We start from the raw sequence: 17,561 nt of genomic DNA, 5'->3' as shown, positions 1-17,561 counted from the left end.
CCATCTTGTAGGGTACAGTTTACCGCAAACGGTCGAAGCCTAATAAGCGAAATATTCGCTAAGTGGTAAATTCAGTTGCCTAGCCAAAGGCAGGGTAAAGGTGAAATATCCTTTACCCTGCCATATTACCATGATAGAAGGAAGATAACAACCATGATTTAAACGCTTGTGTTATTACAAATTACCAGCTTGATTCTTGCGATAATATCGGTTGTCCTTCAATACAAAAATAGTCCTAATAACTGACATTAATTATTCAAATGGAGGCGGATAACGTAGATGAGCGAACAGTATTATAATCCTTTACTATCATTCATAACCATACAACCCATATCGTTAATATGAATTTTCTAATAAATATTATTCTCAATATTGCATCTGCTGCGGAACAGAAAAAAAGCCGCACGATGATTACCCTCATTGATTTTACAAACGGGGATGTTACCGACTTTCTAAACATTTAGCGCAAGCCTATATACAAACACACTATAAAAAATGCAGCGCCGGGTAAATCCGGTGCATAGACCGCTAACAAATTCCGAAAAGTGCTAAATCGAAAATTTTTCAAATCTTCAATCGATCTAATTCGAGTTTGGTGGGTACCGCACCTATTCAGGGTATTCATAGGAAGGGAGCTTCCTATGAATAGCAGTAGGATTGATTTAAGCTTTTTATGTGATTTCAAAATAAGATATACTATATCAAGAAAGGGTAGGCGATTTTATGTATATGTCATCCAAGAAATGGAAGAAAATCGGTATTCTTGCTGCAAAGCAAGCAAGAGAAGAAGCACACGCAGCAGGTGTCGCATTTAGTTATATGATCCAGGATAAAGTCATTCGAGAGTATCCCGATGGTAAGAAAGTTGAAGTAACCTTTGATGAACAAGGAAACCCTACAGAAATTGATTATACTGGATAAGCGTCCGCTGATGTTCGTGTATACTGGACTTAATTGGAGCAGCAAATCTCAAAAAAGATAACGAACAAATATAGTATTTATTGAATCCGTAAATGCCTGACTACTTATTATAAAAAAGTGGCCTTTTCTAAACTTGGAAATGCCACTTTTTTATAATAGTATAATTGAGTTGTAGTATTAGAATACATAATATGACACTGAGGAACACTACTAAAACTTGTATGATATGAAACTATAAATATTGGTATAAGTCGTTCCTATACTTTCTTTGTTTTTTTATTATTTAAATTGTTCACGATGAGTTTGATATGGAATGGAACTGCAAAAGCTGAATATGCTATAAAAAATAGATTATATGCGGTTTTGTATTCAAATGTTTGAGACTGAATTATGTTCAAAAACAAAAAGCTTAGAACTCCTGTAAAAAATACATATTTATCATATTTAGAATTTTTTCTTTTCAGTCTAAGAGTTGTTGCATGAATCCAAGCAATAAAAGATACTATTGCAAACACAGAAATAATCATCATTTTGCTCACGCCCCTTCTATAATAATATTACCCAATGATTACGTTTTTAGTTTATAACTATTATATCGGATGCATTTAAATGATAATTAGCTAGCTTAGTTGATCTTTAAAATAGTAGAGTTTAATTGATGTTATCAGTTGCGTATACTGGTTTTGATTGACTGCTATAACAATGTAATATAAAATAATACGTAAACGTAAACGTAAATGTATACAAGAACGGAGTGATAATATTGAGTGAGTTATCCGAGCAATTAAATATAAAATTGGAAGCTGCTGCTTTTCAATTTTTAAAATCTACTAAGCGGCATACTGATCCGCTAAAAGCATCAACGATTCAGCAGGAGACATTAGATGAGTTAAGCAGTCAACTTATAAAGGATGTACCTTCTAAAGCATTATTTATGTTTGGTAATCAGGCTGGAGAATGTTTAAGAGCTGATCTTGAAGATGAAGCAAATGATAAACAGCTCATTAAAACTAAAATAGATATTTTAGAAAATGCGATGAGGATGAAGGCCGTAGATTATTTACGTGATGTTGTTCCTATCAATACTAACATTGCGCAGCATGCTTTATTTTCAGCCAATCCACGCTCTAAGCAGGTTTTAACAACTGCTCATGGGGTAAAGGCTGTCCATATTAAAAGTGCTACTGGAAGCGCTCTGACGACGTATGAAGCGCGTGTCATGGGAGCTATTCAGTCATTATGGTATAAACAAAATGATAACGGGAAAGCGACCCTGTCACTTAAATATGCAGATATTATAAGTGAACTAGGACTATCTGACGGATCAGCTAACTATAAACGCATCCAGGAGTCATTGCTGCGCTTAAAAGATGTAGAAGTAACATTAACTCAATTCCAGCGTTCTAAAAATGCTGAATATGAAGAAATAGCATTTACTCGCTTACTGGATCAAATCACCTTCAGACGAAAAGTGGGTACTACAAGTCACTATCAGTATAAATTTGAAATTAAGCTTCCGGATTGGCTTGTAGAAGCAAATAGAGAAGGCAACCTATTTGATGTTTCTCTTATACTGATGAACGATTTAAAATCGTACTTAGCACAGGGGCTATATTGGTTGGTATCCTCTTATCCGGATCAAAAAGAAGTAAAGCTTGAGCTGTCTACCTTAGCGGGGCATTTTCATTTTCTCGATAACGCACAGCCAATTATGCAAGTCTATAAAATCATAGAGCGGATCAAAGAAGCGTGTGAGGAATTAAGGTCTGTAGGCTTTATAGATCGGTACGAAATAACTGGTAAAAAGCAAGGATTAGAGAACCGATATTTAACGCTTTCAAAAAACTCGATGTTTTTGAACTCCAATGAAAAAACTATAGAAATTCCCGAACAACTAGAACTGTTTGAAGAAGATAGATCATAAGGTTGAGCTAAAGGCGAAAGAAGAGAATCCTACCCCCTTTTCTTTCGCCTTTACACATAGCTTCATTTGCCATAATGTCATGCATTCCTATGTAAGTTTAATAGCGAAACTTAAAACATCCTTTTAACTACGGAAAATGATTTTAAAGGGCAATGATCTAATATATCGCCACTGGTTAAAACATCCCTTTAACTACGGAAAATTTAAAAACATCCCTTTAACTACGGAAAAAGGTTATAAAACATCCCTTTAACTACGGAAAAGACAAAAAAAAAATTAAAAAGTATGAATAATTTTGAAATATAGTCTAAAACATCCCTTTAACTACGGAAAAAGGTCTTAAAACATCTCTTTAACTACGGAAACGGGTCTTAGAACATCCCTTTAACTACGGAAAAAGCTCTAGCAGCCAATTTGCTGGAGTTATGGTTTTTACGTATGATGAGATAAGTAATAAACTCGTATCGGCTTGTGAATGAGAAAAGCCCACACTACGTGCATTACAGAATGGCTAAGTTTGGCGACTGGCATTCTGTAGCACCTGAAGAGCATGGACTTTACTTAAATAATAAGGTTATTATACTACCTACAAATTTAAAGTAAAGACATGACTCTCTATTTCCTACTGCCCTTTTTTAAAGGTAGTACTGAAACAGAGAGTTTTTTATTACATATGAAGCTAAATGTTGGACTATACATCAAGCTTTTACTTCTAATTCAAAAAAATTAGCGGGTAAAGGCCTACTTTCTTGCTGTCTTTTTTATGAATCCATCTCAAATTACATCGACATAAGCGTGAAAAGCTAGTTAAACTCAATATTGGGCGATCAATGCCACCTAAAACGACACTAAATAAACTCGCTGCAGCTGTAGCGTTGATGGTGATGGTTCCTGTCGTCCCACCCCCTGCGTAGTGTCCCTCCAGCAGAGCCGGCGAAGTTCGGTACAGTTGTCTGGAGACTAGATGGCTGTAGGTGTCTTCCGTTGATGGGGAAAAGTCTATCTGTAACCCCACCATCCAGATTGGCGATGTGACTCCATCGACCAACGTCCCGTCCGTGTGCGCTTTAACCAGCGCAGGCTGCCGGGGGGAGTTAGTAGCAAGTATTAGACTATGCGCGGTAAAGCACGACCTGGACGCGATCAACCCCCGAAAAGCGAAGCGAAACGATAACCCGGCTCATACGCCGATTATCTATTCAATTAGCTGCAGTTTCCCCCTAAATATAGGGGGCTGCGGCTCTCTCACTCCTCCCCTCTCACCGCCCATAATTTAAACCTTTTGTCAACAATAAAAATTGAGCCGCAAATGTAGGGGTGGGCGTGGGGAGAATGTTTAAAATCTTTTTGGCATGCGTAGCATGGTTTCCTTTTTAACGGGTTGTGGATAAAAAGATGTTATTAGTAGGATTGTCCACAGGTGCTCTATAGTAGAAGGGAGTACAGTTTAGATCATTACTATTTATAATTTATCATAGTATGAATATTTCACAATAGTGTATCACCTGTAGGTACACTTGTTTCTGCACCTGAGGAACAACAACTATTCAGTCTACACTTACGTATATATTTACGTTTACGTATACGTATTAATATGTTATAGTAGTGCTAAACTTATATTAAATGGAGGTTAGTTTATGGCAACCGTAATATCATTTGGTATTCAAAAAGGTGGATCGAGTAAGACTACTACATCTGCAATTGCGGCATATTTATTAAGTGCAGAATTAGGGAAAAGAGTTTTAGCTGTAGATTTAGATTCTCAGGGGAATATGACGGAATTGTTGATGGGGCCGGATGTTGATATATATGATTATCAAGGTCAAACAGTATTTGAAGCTATGAAAGAACAAAATGCAAGAAAGTATGTTCAAAAGATTCCAGGTAATGATCGGTTAGATATACTTACTGCAGAAGATCATTTAGCAGCATTTCCTTCATGGCTCTATGATGGTTATAAAGGCAATCGCGCACTGGTATTAAAACAAACGTTGGATAGTGTCCAAGATGATTATGATTATATTATTATAGATACACCACCGGCTTTGGGAGATCAAACAATCAATGCGTTGGCTGCTTCTAATGCTGTAGTAGCTATGTTTGAAGCGAGTAAATTCTGTTATTCAGCAATTGGTCGTTTTTTGGAAACCTGTATTCATATTCAAAGTACAGTTAATGATAAATTAGAGATCGCTGGTATTTTGAGATCCCTGATCGATGCACGTAGATATGATAATAAAGCTTTTATTGAGCTAATTGAAGCTGACTATGAAGATGTTTGTTTTAAAACTGTATTAACTCGTACAGCTGCAATTGGCCGTTTAGGGATTAACGGATTTAATAAAGGTTATGAATTGAACAATGCTTTAAACCCGTATAGAGAGTTTATGGAGGAGCTGATGCAACGTGTCAAAGTCACAGTCTAATATTGATAGGATTAAACAGCAATTGAAAAAGACTAATTCAAATATACCGGATACTGCTTTAAGCCAGCCTATTGTAGAACAGCCGGTTAAAAGCGTTCATGCGGATCTGATAGATACAAAAAAACCTCTAAAGAGTAAGAAGCCGAAATTTGAAGATACTCATAAGAGAGATACTGTTTGGATAAGGAATGATCTCAAAGAGATGTTAGATGATAGTTGTGTTGATCGTGGTGATAAAACTAGAATAATTAATGAGGCTTTAGAAAAATATTTTGGTTGATAAAAAAAACGTAAATGTATACGTGTACGTATACATTTACGTTTTTTTCGGATTGAATTAATATGATAGTAATGAGAGTAATTAATATAAAGGTTTTAAGATTTAAGTATGCTTACAATCATTTGTATGGGTATGATAAGTATAGTATTAATGCCACTGGCGATCTCCAGTAGCTGCTTCACCAGCAAGACTGTATAAATTCTTAAAGTCTAAAATCGCAATCATTCTTCGTTGAATTTGGATTATACCATCTTGTTGGAATTCTTCTAATGATTTAGTGGCTGACTCTCGTCCAATACCAACCATATCAGCAAGATGCTATTGTGCAACTTTCCAAATGATTAATCCCCTTTCTTTAAGCGACTCGCCAAAATTCGTGTATAAATCGAGTAGAAAATTGGCAATGCGTATTCGAACATCTAAAAAATCGAGATATTCAATCTTGTGATCTGCTTGAAACAAACGATCACTAACCACATAAAACATCCGTCGCAAAATCGTTGGATACATTTCAATAAGTTCATCTAACTGTTTAATTTTAATCATCTATGGAGTCGTATTTTCTAGTGCCGAAACAGACGCTTAGCGTCTGTTGTCGCGATGAATAGCTTCCAATTCGCCGATCGTTTGTTCAGCAAATTGATGACCTAGAATGATAATTCGTTCTTAATCTTGCCTATAAATTTGGAGTGACCCTTTTTTTATAATACACATTTCGTCTGCTATATTATTTTGATAAAACAAAACTTGCTGCTTAGACAAAGTTCGTTTTTGAAAAAAGCATTACTAAATTCTCGTCCTGGATTACTTAAATCTTTTAAAAATGGAGTCTGTAATACATTTGTATATATAGAGCATCCCTCTTTCTTATTGCATCATTTAAAAAATGGTGTACTAATAAAAGGATAGATAGAAGAGAACCTATAATTTTAAATTAACTGATACAAAGAAAGGATAATTAAAATGAAAAAAGAGTTTGTAATTTTATTCCTGTCTTATCAATATCTCTTGTAATAGGATCATTCGCTGAAGCCACTTCCTTTAAAGACGTAGTATCTACTCACTGGGCATATAAAACCCTTGAATGGACTAATGAGCAAAGTGTTGTAAATCCTGGATATAAAGGTCAAGATTCTCTGACCCGTGCAGAAGCCGCTGCTTTCATTAAAAACGTTTTGAACAATAGTTCAAGCAAGAAGCTCGGCACTCGTCCAAACACTCCAAGTGATCCGGCTGAAATTGATGATTTGCCAATTTCTCTAGTGACTCGGCCCACTACTTCGTCTTCTGTCACAGGAGTAACACCAGTTGGTAATACTACTGACCCAGTTATCATTAACCGAGGTAATACAGTAGCCCAAGCTCTCAAAGGAACTGGCTTTATGGTAGTGGCAAATAGTGACTCTGGTCGAGTAGCTATCAAGGATTCAAAAACGGGGAAAAACTTCTTTTCTTACGCTAAGAATAGTGGTGGTGATTCGGTGATTGTATACGACCATTTAGCTGATGTGGGTGCTACAGAGTGGAACTCCGGATACGTCAATGCAATAAAAAAAGCCATGGCAGCTCTCGGAATGTATGCGGGATCCAATTTCCAATCAGCTTTTAAGGATGCAGTATACGATGGTAAAGAGCGAACTTATAAAGATGGTTCTGCTACCTATTACGTAATACCTATTGGATATGGTAAAGGATTAATTTCTAAATAATTTTTAATATTTCATGTATATTAAAAAATCAAAAATTATATGTAATGTTATAATTAGGGTGATTTCATTTGAAGGAGGTATAAATATGATTCAAGGACTTATTGTAGTGTTAGTAGCTACTGTACTTTATTCAATGAATAATTTGTTAGGACTTATTACAAAATTCATGATTTTTGGAATGATGATATTCACTATATTTTCCGATGTTATTAAATCATGGGACAGTAAGTTGTTTGCAATTGTTTTACTCTCCTTACCGGTGTTTATTAATACTGGAATTAAATTTTTAAAAGCAAAATCGCTCAAAGTCTAACCGCTTCTTTTCATGAAGCGGTTTTTTTCAAATCTACAAATCTACCTGACCTATTTGTTCAAGTAAATGGCCCAAGTAGAAAATTGAATGAAAGAATCGCAAATGAGATATGTCCGCGATTAGGCTATTCAACCGGTGTAAAACAAAAGCCTGAGAGAGTCAGAAGACCTTAAACCTACCTATGGACTCAGACGTTCTATATTTTCAGTTGTTTGCTGGACTAAGAGGGAGTGAAGTGACAGATTTATAAGTCGAGGATATATCTTTTGAAACCGGATATTTTCGTTCGAGGTGGCAAAGCAAGGCGTATAGAAATGAACAGAAACTTGAGAAAAGCATTACATAGAATGGCTTGAAGAACGAGGAAATCTTAACACCAAAAAGTTGTTTATTTTGACAAGAGGACAGGGGAGATTAACGAAGCCAGGTGTTGAGTATTTGTACAGATCATTAAGCAAAAGACTGGGATTCCTAATTTTACTCCTGTACTAAACCAAGCAGCGAGGAAAGTAAACAAGCACTGGATAATCTTTTCTCAGAACCGTAGTCAACAATTCTAAATAGTACTATGTATTTATACACTTTCAAGTAACCATCTTAAGAAGAAAAATAATTAAAAATGAAAGTGTATACTTTAATATGGACTGTAATTATCAATAAGCATTTGTTTCTTAACTATATGATCACTAAGTAGAACTACTTATACAAAATACGATTTACCTTTTTGAAGCTCTAAGTGCAAATTGTATTAAAGGGATTATCCCAAGAATAATGTAGAGAGTTAATAATATATAAAATAATGAAGTAAATTCTTTTTTGAATTCTTCTTGTATAAAGAGAAAGCTTATTCCTAATAGAGCTAGTACTGTATTCATAATGTGAGGTTTAGATTTGTAATAAAAAAAGTGATAAATCATACCAGCTAAAATCAAAAATGAACATATAAGAATAATAAGCACATCTATCTACACCTTTCACTAAGATTAGAACGAATAACTTTAACTCTTATAGTTAAAGCTATTCGTTCTTTAAATCTTTTATTTGTTTAGATTCTATCAATATATGAGGCAGCTTGAGCAAGGTCAGAATTAGCATCTTTGTATGCGTCATACAAAGTTCCAGCTGCACCAGCTGCAGATCCCCCAGAAACAATGGCGCCTATAACTGATTCGATCGTAACAGCAAATGAACCAGCTGCTGTTACAAATACATGTCTAGAATTATTCATAGTTGGGGTAGCGTCAGGAAAATGCGGATTTACAACGCTAAGATCACTCCCAAGATTAATAACCCGATTTTAACAACGATACGTGGAGGATTGGTATTTATTTTATCTGACATTGGATGAACTTGTTCCACGTTGATAGGGCTTGCTTTTCACCTCGTTATTCACAATTGACTGGATTTCATTCTATAACTAAGGATTCAATAAATATCTCGATTGCTTTTGTATAAAATTCAACTCTTGGAGTTATAAGTGAAAAATTTCGTGAGATTGGAAACCCATTTATATCAAGTAACTTCACTTTACCAAGTTCTAGTTCGTTTTTTATTGACGCGTGTGAGAGTATAGAAATTCCTAGACCAGCTTCAATAGATTCCTTAATAACTTGCGTACTCCCAAATGTCATATACTTCTTCGGAGAAAACCCCAATTGTTTAAATCCCTTTTCTTGCATTTCTCTCGTTCCAGAACCTTCTTCACGAACTAACCAAGTCTCTAGGTTTAATAACAAGGGGTCTATTTCCTTTTGTTCTGCTAAATGGTGATTTGAAGGGACTGTAATTGATAACTCGTCAAGAGAAAATGGTATAACCTTTATATTTTCATTATTAGCCTCTCCTTCGATTATCCCAACATCTACCTCGTGTTTCTTTATTAAATCTATAATTTCATTAGAATTTTTTATAGTAATGATTGGATTTAATAATGGATAGGATTTAAGCAAACTGGCAATTTTATGAGGAAGAATGTATTCTCCGAAAGTATAACTTGCACCAATAGAAAGAGGACCACTTGCAGTATGTTTTAAATCATCAATGAGTCTTTCCATTCGAGTATAGAGACCTAAGATGTCCTTGGCGTGATGAAATACTATTTCTCCAGCCTTGGTAAGTCGAACATATTTGTTTGTCCTCTCTAACAATTTTATCCCCATGTTTTTTTCTAACGTTTGTATATAATTGCTGACTGCTGGTTGTGTCATATGGAGAAGTTCAGCTGCTCGAGTAAAGTTCTTTTGTTCTGCAACTGTAGTAAATACAAGTAAAGATTGATCCATTATGAGTCTTCCTCCTTAGAATAAAATGGGGTCTAAGAAACTTCAATGATAAGTAATTTTATATTACAGCTATAATTATAATCTATTTTACTTATTATCAAAACAAATATACTCTTAATACAAGGAAGCAAATATAGGAGTTGTTAAAATGAATACATCATTAGCAAAACATAAAAAATCATCCTCGAGAGGACTTTGGTTCGGTGGTGTTGGATTTACCTTTATTATTGCATTAGTTGGTTTTGGATTATCACAAATACCCGGGTTAGATCATGTTGGTCAGCTCGCCTGTGCAATCATCATTGCAGTAGTTTATCGACAAATTTGGGGATATCCTGAGAAATTCCGTACTGGAATCCAATTCTCTGCCAAAAGGTTGTTAAGGCTTGCTATTATCCTTTTTGGGTTAAAACTAAACATTGATGTTGTTTTTCATCAAGGGTTAGGTTTGCTTGCAAGAGATGTCGGAACCATCGTTTTTTCAATCCTTCTTACAATGTTGCTTGCAAAACTATTCAAAGCGAATTCTTCCTTATCCTTGTTATTAGGAATTGGAACAGGGGTGTGTGGCGCTGCTGCAATTGCAGCCGTTTCACCCATTTTGAAAGCAAAGGATGAAGATACTGCTATTGGGGCAGGTATAATTGCTTTAGTTGGTACCATTTTCGCCATAACATACACTATCTTACGTCCGTTTCTCCCTTTGACAGACCTTCAATACGGTGTTTGGTCAGGTGTAGGTCTACACGAAATTGCTCATGTTGCCTTAGCAGGAGCGCCTGCTGGTCCAGATGCACTTGCTATTGCTTTGTTAGCGAAACTAGGTCGTGTTTTCTTACTCGTTCCACTTAGTTTTATTCTTATGTACTGGATGAAACGAAAAAATAAAGTTGAATCAGATTCTGATGCTAAAATTGAATTTCCATGGTTTCTCATAGGTTTTATTATCATGAGCTTATTTGGAAGTTATGTCCTTGGTCATTTGATTACCGTCCCAACTAGTGTCATGAATAGCATCTCTTTCTTCACTTCCTTTATCCTAACTATGGCTATGATTGGATTAGGTTTAAATGTTAGTCTAAAAGACCTTAGAACGAAAGCGTTAAGACCACTTCTAGCAATGGCTATTACATCTGTTTTGTTATCTGTTATCACATACTTCACAATGTAATTAATTGTAAATCAGGAGGTTTCTTAAATGAATAAAATATTATTTCCTACTGATGGTTCGGCTTATTCTGAACATGCCGCAAGAATGACAGGGGAGTTCTTGGAAGCTTGGCCAAATGCAACAGGTGTTGTGCTTTACGTCACGGTTAAAGAAAATTACGCCTATGATTTTGCAACTGAAGCAGTGGATCGATACGAAAAAGAACTTAGTAAACATATTGAAAAGAAAATTATGGAAGGAGTCCTTCAACCTTGGAAGGATCGTCTTGAATATAATCATCAAATAAGTCACCAAAGTCAAACCATTTGTCATGTTGCCCAAACAGAGGAAGTAGATCTTATTATATTGGGTAGTCATGGAAGAGGTGTTTTTGATCGAGTATTGGTGGGCAGTGTTGCTCAAGGGGTGTTACACCGGTCCGAAATTCCTGTCTTGATTGTTAAGAAGTAATTCTTCAAATTAAGGGCTTACCATAAGGTAAAGCCCTTAATACTCCTATAATCCTTTAATTCTTTAATCCTTTTCATGTTTCAGATAATTTTCTATATAAAGAAGCTCTAGATACATTTGTAATTTCACAAATTTGATTTACAGTCATTCCTCCTTCTTTATATAGTTTAACTGCATAATTCATACCTGCGTGATTTTTATGATATTTCTTTAATCGACCTTTAAACTTTCCTTCTTTCTTTGCTAGCTCAATCCCTTCACGCTGACGCATACGAATAAGATCTCGCTCTAATTGGTTAACGCCAGCCATTACCGTAATTAAGAATTGGCTGTATGGATTATCTTCTGATAAATCTAACCATGTATCCTTGAGTGATTTTAAGTTTGCCATTTTACTGCGTATTAAATCAATCATTTCAAATAAATTCTGCGTACTTCGAGTGATCCGAGTTAAGTCTGTAACATAAATAATGTCACCTTCCTGTAAATCCTCTAACATTTTTTGAAGTTGCTCACGATCCTTTGTTGCTCCAGAAACTTTTTCTTCAAAAATGATATCCATTCCGATTTCGTTCAATTGCTGAAATTGCCTTGAAGGATTCTGGCTAGTTGAACTGACACGTATATAACCGATTTTTCGCATCATACCACCTCGTTTTTGATACAAGTCTTATGAGACACTCCCTACTATGATTTTATCTGTCTACTACACTTGTATCAATAGAGTACACTCTATTGATATATAATTGAACTAATAAATTGAAAAATACAGAAATGGGATGATACTGAATGAAAATTGCGAGAGGTAGAGAATTGCTTACACCGGAACAGAGACAGTCTTTTATGCAAATCCCTGAAGATGAATGGATATTGGGGACCTACTTCACTTTTTCCAAACGTGATTTAGAAATAGTTAATAAGCGAAGGAGGGAAGAAAACCGTTTAGGGTTTGCCGTTCAATTAGCTGTTCTTCGGTATCCCGGTTGGCCATACACTCATATCAAAAGCATCCCAGATTCGGTCATACAATATATATCGAAACAGATTGGTGCTAGTCCATCCTCGCTTGGTCATTATCCTCAAAGGGAAAATACACTTTGGGATCATTTGAAAGAAATTCGAAGTGAATACGACTTTGTAACTTTTACCCTGAGTGAATATCGAATGACATTTAAGTACCTTCATCAATTAGCTTTGGAAAATGGTGATCCCATTCATCTACTGCATGAATGCATAGATTTTCTAAGAAAAAACAAAATTATACTGCCTGCTATCACTACACTTGAAAGAATGGTGTGGGAAGCAAGGGCGATGGCTGAAAAGAAGCTATTTAATACAGTTAGTAAATCTCTTACAAATGAGCAAAAAGAAAAGCTTGAAGAGATTATTACTTCGCAGCATCCATCTGAATCTAATAAAACGATATTGGGTTGGTTAAAGGAACCACCGGGTCATCCTTCACCCGAAACATTTCTAAAAGTAATAGAACGACTCGAATATATACGAGGAATGGAATTGGAAACGGTACAAATTAGTCATTTGCACCGCAACCGCCTGTTGCAGCTGTCTCGCTTAGGTTCAAGATACGAGCCGTATGCATTCCGTGACTTTCAAAAAAATAAACGTTATTCGATATTAACCGTCTATTTATTACAACTTACTCAGGAGCTAACGGATAAAGCGTTTGAAATTCATGATAGGCAAATACTTAGTTTGTTATCAAAAGGTCGTAAGGCTCAAGAGGAAATCCAGAAACAAAATGGTAAAAAGCTAAATGAGAAAGTTATACACTTTACGAACATCGGACAAGCATTAATTAAAGCAAAAGAGGAAAAATTAGATGTTTTTAAGGTTTTAGAATCGGTTATTGAATGGAATACCTTTGTCTCTTCAGTAGAAGAGGCTCAGGAGCTTGCACGTCCTGCCGACTATGATTATTTGGACTTACTGCAAAAACGGTTTTATTCACTAAGAAAATATACGCCAACGCTATTAAGAGTATTGGAATTTCATTCTACAAAAGCAAATGAGCCACTTTTACAGGCTGTTGAGATTATCCGAGGAATGAACGAATCCGGAAAGCGAAAAGTGCCTGACGACTCACCTGTGGATTTTATTTCAAAACGATGGAAAAAGCATTTATACGAGGATGATGGTACAACAATTAATCGTCATTACTATGAAATGGCTGTTTTAACAGAACTTCGGGAGCATGTTCGGGCAGGAGATGTTTCCATTGTGGGCAGCAGACAATATAGGGATTTTGAGGAATATTTGTTTTCGGAAGATACATGGAATCAATCGAAGGGGAATACGAGATTATCAGTTAGTTTATCATTTGAAGATTATATAACAGAGAGAACTAGAAGCCTTAATGAAAGGTTAAAGTGGTTAGCTGCCAATTTCAACAAGCTAGATGGAGTTTCTCTTGAAAAAGGAAAACTGTCACTTGCACGCTTAGAAAAAGATGTTCCAGAAGAAGCAAAAAAATTTAGCGCAAGCCTCTATCAGATACTACCAAGAATAAAGTTAACTGATTTACTCATGGATGTGGCTCATATAACAGGATTTCATGAGCAATTCACTCATGCTTCCAATAATCGAAAACCAGATAAGGAAGAAACAATCATTATCATGGCTGCCCTTTTAGGAATGGGTATGAATATTGGCTTGAGCAAGATGGCCGAGGCCACACCCGGACTTACATATAAGCAACTAGCCAATGTATCTCAATGGCGTATGTATGAAGATGCAATGAATAAAGCCCAAGCCATATTAGTAAATTTCCATCATAAATTACAGTTGTCCTCCAATTGGGGCGACGGTACAACATCCTCATCAGATGGTATGAGAATGCAGCTAGGTGTTTCATCACTTCATGCAGATGCAAACCCACATTACGGGACTGGAAAAGGAGCCACCATCTACCGTTTTACTAGTGATCAATTCTCTTCTTACTACACAAAGATTATTCATACAAATTCAAGGGATGCGATTCATGTTTTGGATGGATTGTTGCACCATGAGACGGATCTAAATATAGAAGAGCATTATACAGACACGGCCGGTTACACAGACCAAATATTCGGACTGACTCATTTATTAGGATTTAAATTTGCTCCTAGAATAAGAGATTTATCAGACTCAAAATTATTTACAATAGATAAAGCAAGTGAATATCCAAAATTAGAAGCCATTTTACGTGGACAAATAAATACAAAGGTCATTAAAGAAAATTATGAGGATGTTTTGCGATTAGCTCATTCTATAAGAGAGGGAACAGTTTCAGCATCCCTTATTATGGGGAAACTAGGTTCCTATTCAAGACAAAACAGCTTGGCTTCGGCCTTACGTGAGATGGGCCGAATAGAAAAAACGATCTTTATTTTGAATTATATATCGGATGAATCATTAAGAAGAAAAATACAAAGAGGATTGAATAAAGGAGAAGCCATGAATGGATTAGCAAGAGCTATTTTCTTCGGAAAACAAGGTGAGCTTAGGGAACGGACTATACAACATCAATTGCAAAGGGCCAGTGCCTTAAACATAATCATTAATGCCATCAGTATATGGAATACCTTACACCTAACAAAAGCAGTTGAATATCAAAAACAGGCTAGTAGTTTTAATGAAGAATTATTGCACCATATGTCGCCTCTAGGTTGGGAACATATTAATTTGCTAGGAGAATACCATTTTAATTCCGAGAAAATGGTCTCGTTAGATTCTTTAAGACCATTGAAATTTTCTTAACGTTGTTAAAAATGGGGGAATCGTCTCGAAAATGTGCTTAGCGTTGTAAATCCGCATTTTCCTGACGCTACCCCTAGTTTTGATGTTGCTGCTTGCACCATCAATCAAAGACATAGCTCGTTGAACATAAGGATTACTTATTTTTCCACTCGCTGTATGATTGCTGCCTTTAGGGTTTCCAAGAATACTTACGCCATCATAACTTGAAAGATGATAGTTAGTAAAATCACCATAATAATGTGTAATAGATGGTATTCCACCAGTGTCTTGTGAAGCTACAGCCATTGTTGAGAAAAGTGAATCTGTATTTTGTGTTGGAGCAGTTATAGGAGTATTCAATTCCTGCTGAGTCAATTTCTCACCATTAACAAAATATTCTCCATCATTATCTATTTTAAATTCATAAGTATCTGTATGATCAGAAAATTCCTCTTTTTGGATGACAGTAGCTTCAGGAGAAAGCTCATAATGCTTGCTGACAGTTAACTTAACAGTTGTGCTACCATCTTCAGCTTGTGATTTATGGTATTCATAAGTATTTTTAAGATCTCCAATATTTTCTCCAACACTTACTACCGTAGCAGACTCTGTCCATGTTTTATTGTTTTCTATATTCGATTCATTACTACTGGCAAAAGCCGTTGAACTCGAACCAATAATGGAAACGCTTAGAGCTGCGGCTAGTAAATTGCTCACCTTAATTTTAGGCATATGATGTATCTCCTTAGTTGTGTAATTAAGTATGTGTTGGCCAAGAAGAAAAAGCCTAACATAGTTACATTTAATTCGTAAACTATTATGTAAAAAATGATACATATGTAGTAGGGAATAAAATTATGTAGTATTATCGTTGTATTTAGAAAGATAAGCAAGCATTGGAAGTGTGATCACACTTCCGAAAAGATTGCTTGTGAGGGTTTCACCCTAATACCCGGCATTTTAGGGCTGCGCCCTAAGACCCCTGAAAAGAAGGTGAACAGAATGGCGAAAAAAAGAACACGAGACAAACTGGTGAAATTCTATGTCACGGAAGAAGAGTTAAACATTATTGATCAAAAATCTAAAGCTGCTGTCCTAGATAGGAGTAAGTACTGTCGTAAAATGACGGTTGACGGAATCATTGTAAAGCAGGATTTCACCTCTGTGGATACGTTAGTATATGAGGTTAACAAAATCGGAAATAATATTAATCAGGTTGCTCATCGAGCAAATCAAATTGAATCTGTTCCATATGAAGATATACGCTTCTTAAAAAATCAGCTCAATAAGATCTATAAGCAAATAGAAGAGTTTTATAAGGGGGGGTGAAAAATTTGGCATATGTTAAGCAGCTGACAATTAAGACAAGTCTTAACCGATCATTGCGGTATATTGTAAACGATAAAAAAACAGATCACGGATGTTTAGTTACTGGAGTGAATTGTGCTTCAAACGATAAGCTGGCTTATAAACAAATGCTGGCTAATAAAAAAATGCATGATAAAGAAAAAGGTATTCTTGGATTTCATTTTATTCAATCATTCAAAGAAAATGAAATTAACGATCCGTACCAAGCTCATGAAATTGGATTAAAGTGGGCAAAGAAAATGTTTGATGATAAGTACCAGTTCGTATTAAGTACGCACATGGATAAAGGACATATTCATAACCATGTTATTATTAATTCTGTTTCTATTGAGGGAAGAAAGTTTAATGCTTGCAGGCAAAGTCTGAAAGATGCCAGAGACTATTCGGATCTTATTGCTAAAGAATATGATTTGAGTATTATTCCTTTTAATGAAAATTCTACTCCTAAATCTTATAAAGAATGGAATGAAGAAAAAAAAGGTAGTTCGTGGAAAGCACATATTCGTGCAGAAATTGATACTGTGATAAAAGCTTCTTCTTCATTTGAAGATTTTATGAACCAGATGCGTGCGCGTGGTTATGTAATGAAGCAGGGAAATGTGAAGTTCATGACTTTTAAAGCACCAGGAATGGAACGTAATGTGCGAGGTAGAACCTTGGGAGCTGAATATACTGAAGAAAAAATTAAAGAGAGAATACAGTTTCGAGAATTTGACTTTACGCAGCGTCCTAAAAATTATCAGTATCGGTTTAAAAATAGTACAAAGCGGAATCAGTTGATCGACTTATCGAGAAGATATAAATACAAGCGTGGATCACTTGTTGTTAACTTTATGCTTTTGATCGCTCTGATTCGTTCTTTATCAAACCTGCAAGCTGCCGAAGCGAAAAGAAGAAACGCGAGAAGAGATTTTAGTATGGAGATCGAAATTACTAAATTATCAAAACAACTGAACTACCTAGGGCGTGTTTTAAAACTAAA

Annotated in this window: 17 protein-coding genes; 11 read left to right on the top strand and 6 right to left on the bottom strand. The window is 35.6% G+C overall.

The window, feature by feature from the left end:
• Positions 1-729 precede the first annotated feature (729 nt).
• On the top strand, positions 730-921 hold the full coding sequence (locus H065_RS0124500; RefSeq protein WP_238558031.1) for a hypothetical protein: 192 nt from the start codon (positions 730-732) through the stop codon (positions 919-921).
• Between the two features lie 257 nt (positions 922-1,178).
• On the opposite strand, the gene H065_RS0124495 is transcribed toward H065_RS0124500, so the two are convergent.
• Positions 1,179-1,451 carry a hypothetical protein gene (locus tag H065_RS0124495; RefSeq protein WP_017815746.1) on the bottom strand — a complete coding sequence of 91 codons (273 nt, stop codon included), beginning with the start codon at positions 1,449-1,451 and terminating at the stop codon, positions 1,179-1,181.
• A gap of 233 nt (positions 1,452-1,684) precedes the next feature.
• On the opposite strand from H065_RS0124495, the gene H065_RS0124490 reads away from it, so the two are divergent.
• From H065_RS0124490 to H065_RS0124480, 3 genes are all read left to right on the top strand, one after another.
• Entirely contained in the window at positions 1,685-2,845 is a 1,161-nt protein-coding gene (locus H065_RS0124490; RefSeq protein ID WP_017815745.1) for a replication initiator protein A, read from the top strand.
• Positions 2,846-4,482: 1,637 nt separating this feature from the next.
• On the top strand, positions 4,483-5,271 hold the full coding sequence (locus tag H065_RS0124485) for a ParA family protein (protein ID WP_017815744.1): 789 nt from the start codon (positions 4,483-4,485) through the stop codon (positions 5,269-5,271).
• Positions 5,252-5,551 carry a hypothetical protein gene (locus tag H065_RS0124480; RefSeq protein ID WP_017815743.1) on the top strand — a complete coding sequence of 100 codons (300 nt, stop codon included), beginning with the start codon at positions 5,252-5,254 and terminating at the stop codon, positions 5,549-5,551. The genes H065_RS0124485 and H065_RS0124480 overlap by 20 nt, the downstream gene beginning before the upstream one ends.
• 147 nt (positions 5,552-5,698) lie before the next feature.
• Here H065_RS0124480 and H065_RS28605 read toward each other — a convergent pair whose 3' ends face one another.
• Positions 5,699-5,857 carry a helix-turn-helix domain-containing protein gene (locus H065_RS28605; RefSeq protein WP_081604209.1) on the bottom strand — a complete coding sequence of 53 codons (159 nt, stop codon included), beginning with the start codon at positions 5,855-5,857 and terminating at the stop codon, positions 5,699-5,701.
• Positions 5,858-6,726: 869 nt separating this feature from the next.
• Between H065_RS28605 and H065_RS27765 the strand changes: the two genes are divergently transcribed.
• Both H065_RS27765 and H065_RS0124465 read left to right on the top strand, forming a co-directional pair.
• Positions 6,727-7,260 carry a hypothetical protein gene (locus H065_RS27765; protein WP_238558030.1) on the top strand — a complete coding sequence of 178 codons (534 nt, stop codon included), beginning with the start codon at positions 6,727-6,729 and terminating at the stop codon, positions 7,258-7,260.
• 85 nt (positions 7,261-7,345) lie between these two features.
• A complete protein-coding gene (locus H065_RS0124465) occupies positions 7,346-7,573 on the top strand; it encodes a hypothetical protein (protein WP_017815740.1) in 228 nt (75 codons plus the stop codon).
• Between the two features lie 1,045 nt (positions 7,574-8,618).
• Here H065_RS0124465 and H065_RS28415 read toward each other — a convergent pair.
• Together H065_RS28415 and H065_RS0124455 are read right to left on the bottom strand one after the other, a co-directional pair.
• A complete protein-coding gene (locus H065_RS28415) occupies positions 8,619-8,801 on the bottom strand; it encodes a hypothetical protein (RefSeq protein ID WP_238558029.1) in 183 nt (60 codons plus the stop codon).
• Positions 8,802-8,979: 178 nt separating this feature from the next.
• Positions 8,980-9,855, bottom strand: a complete 876-nt coding sequence (locus tag H065_RS0124455) for a LysR family transcriptional regulator (protein WP_017815738.1) — start codon at positions 9,853-9,855, stop codon at positions 8,980-8,982.
• Positions 9,856-10,003: 148 nt separating this feature from the next.
• On the opposite strand from H065_RS0124455, the gene H065_RS0124450 reads away from it, so the two are divergent.
• Together H065_RS0124450 and H065_RS0124445 are read left to right on the top strand one after the other, a co-directional pair.
• The gene (locus H065_RS0124450; protein ID WP_017815737.1) at positions 10,004-11,026 is read left to right on the top strand and encodes a YeiH family protein; all 1,023 of its coding nucleotides are present in this window, start codon (positions 10,004-10,006) and stop codon (positions 11,024-11,026) included.
• A 27-nt stretch (positions 11,027-11,053) separates the two neighbouring features.
• The gene (locus H065_RS0124445; RefSeq protein WP_017815736.1) at positions 11,054-11,476 is read left to right on the top strand and encodes a universal stress protein; all 423 of its coding nucleotides are present in this window, start codon (positions 11,054-11,056) and stop codon (positions 11,474-11,476) included.
• A gap of 73 nt (positions 11,477-11,549) precedes the next feature.
• Here H065_RS0124445 and H065_RS0124440 read toward each other — a convergent pair whose 3' ends face one another.
• Positions 11,550-12,119 carry a recombinase family protein gene (locus H065_RS0124440; RefSeq protein WP_017815735.1) on the bottom strand — a complete coding sequence of 190 codons (570 nt, stop codon included), beginning with the start codon at positions 12,117-12,119 and terminating at the stop codon, positions 11,550-11,552.
• A 146-nt stretch (positions 12,120-12,265) separates the two neighbouring features.
• On the opposite strand from H065_RS0124440, the gene H065_RS0124435 reads away from it, so the two are divergent.
• Entirely contained in the window at positions 12,266-15,232 is a 2,967-nt protein-coding gene (locus H065_RS0124435; protein ID WP_017815734.1) for a Tn3 family transposase, read from the top strand.
• On the opposite strand, the gene H065_RS0124430 is transcribed toward H065_RS0124435, so the two are convergent.
• Entirely contained in the window at positions 15,209-15,943 is a 735-nt protein-coding gene (locus H065_RS0124430; RefSeq protein ID WP_017815733.1) for a hypothetical protein, read from the bottom strand. The genes H065_RS0124435 and H065_RS0124430 overlap by 24 nt on opposite strands.
• Before the next feature lie 270 nt (positions 15,944-16,213).
• On the opposite strand from H065_RS0124430, the gene H065_RS0124425 reads away from it, so the two are divergent.
• Positions 16,214-16,540 (top strand): plasmid mobilization protein, encoded by a 327-nt coding sequence (locus H065_RS0124425; RefSeq protein WP_017815732.1) that lies wholly within the window; start codon positions 16,214-16,216, stop codon positions 16,538-16,540.
• A gap of 53 nt (positions 16,541-16,593) precedes the next feature.
• A partial coding sequence (locus H065_RS26690) for a relaxase/mobilization nuclease domain-containing protein (RefSeq protein WP_238558028.1) occupies positions 16,594-17,561 on the top strand: 968 nt, incomplete at its 3' end.

The organism is Paenibacillus shenyangensis, from assembly GCF_000346635.1.
GTDB classification, from domain to species: Bacteria; Bacillota; Bacilli; order Paenibacillales; family Paenibacillaceae; genus Saccharibacillus; species Saccharibacillus dauci.
The sequence above is the reverse complement of the archived record's forward strand: the minus strand, read 5'-3'. Positions and strand labels throughout refer to the sequence as shown.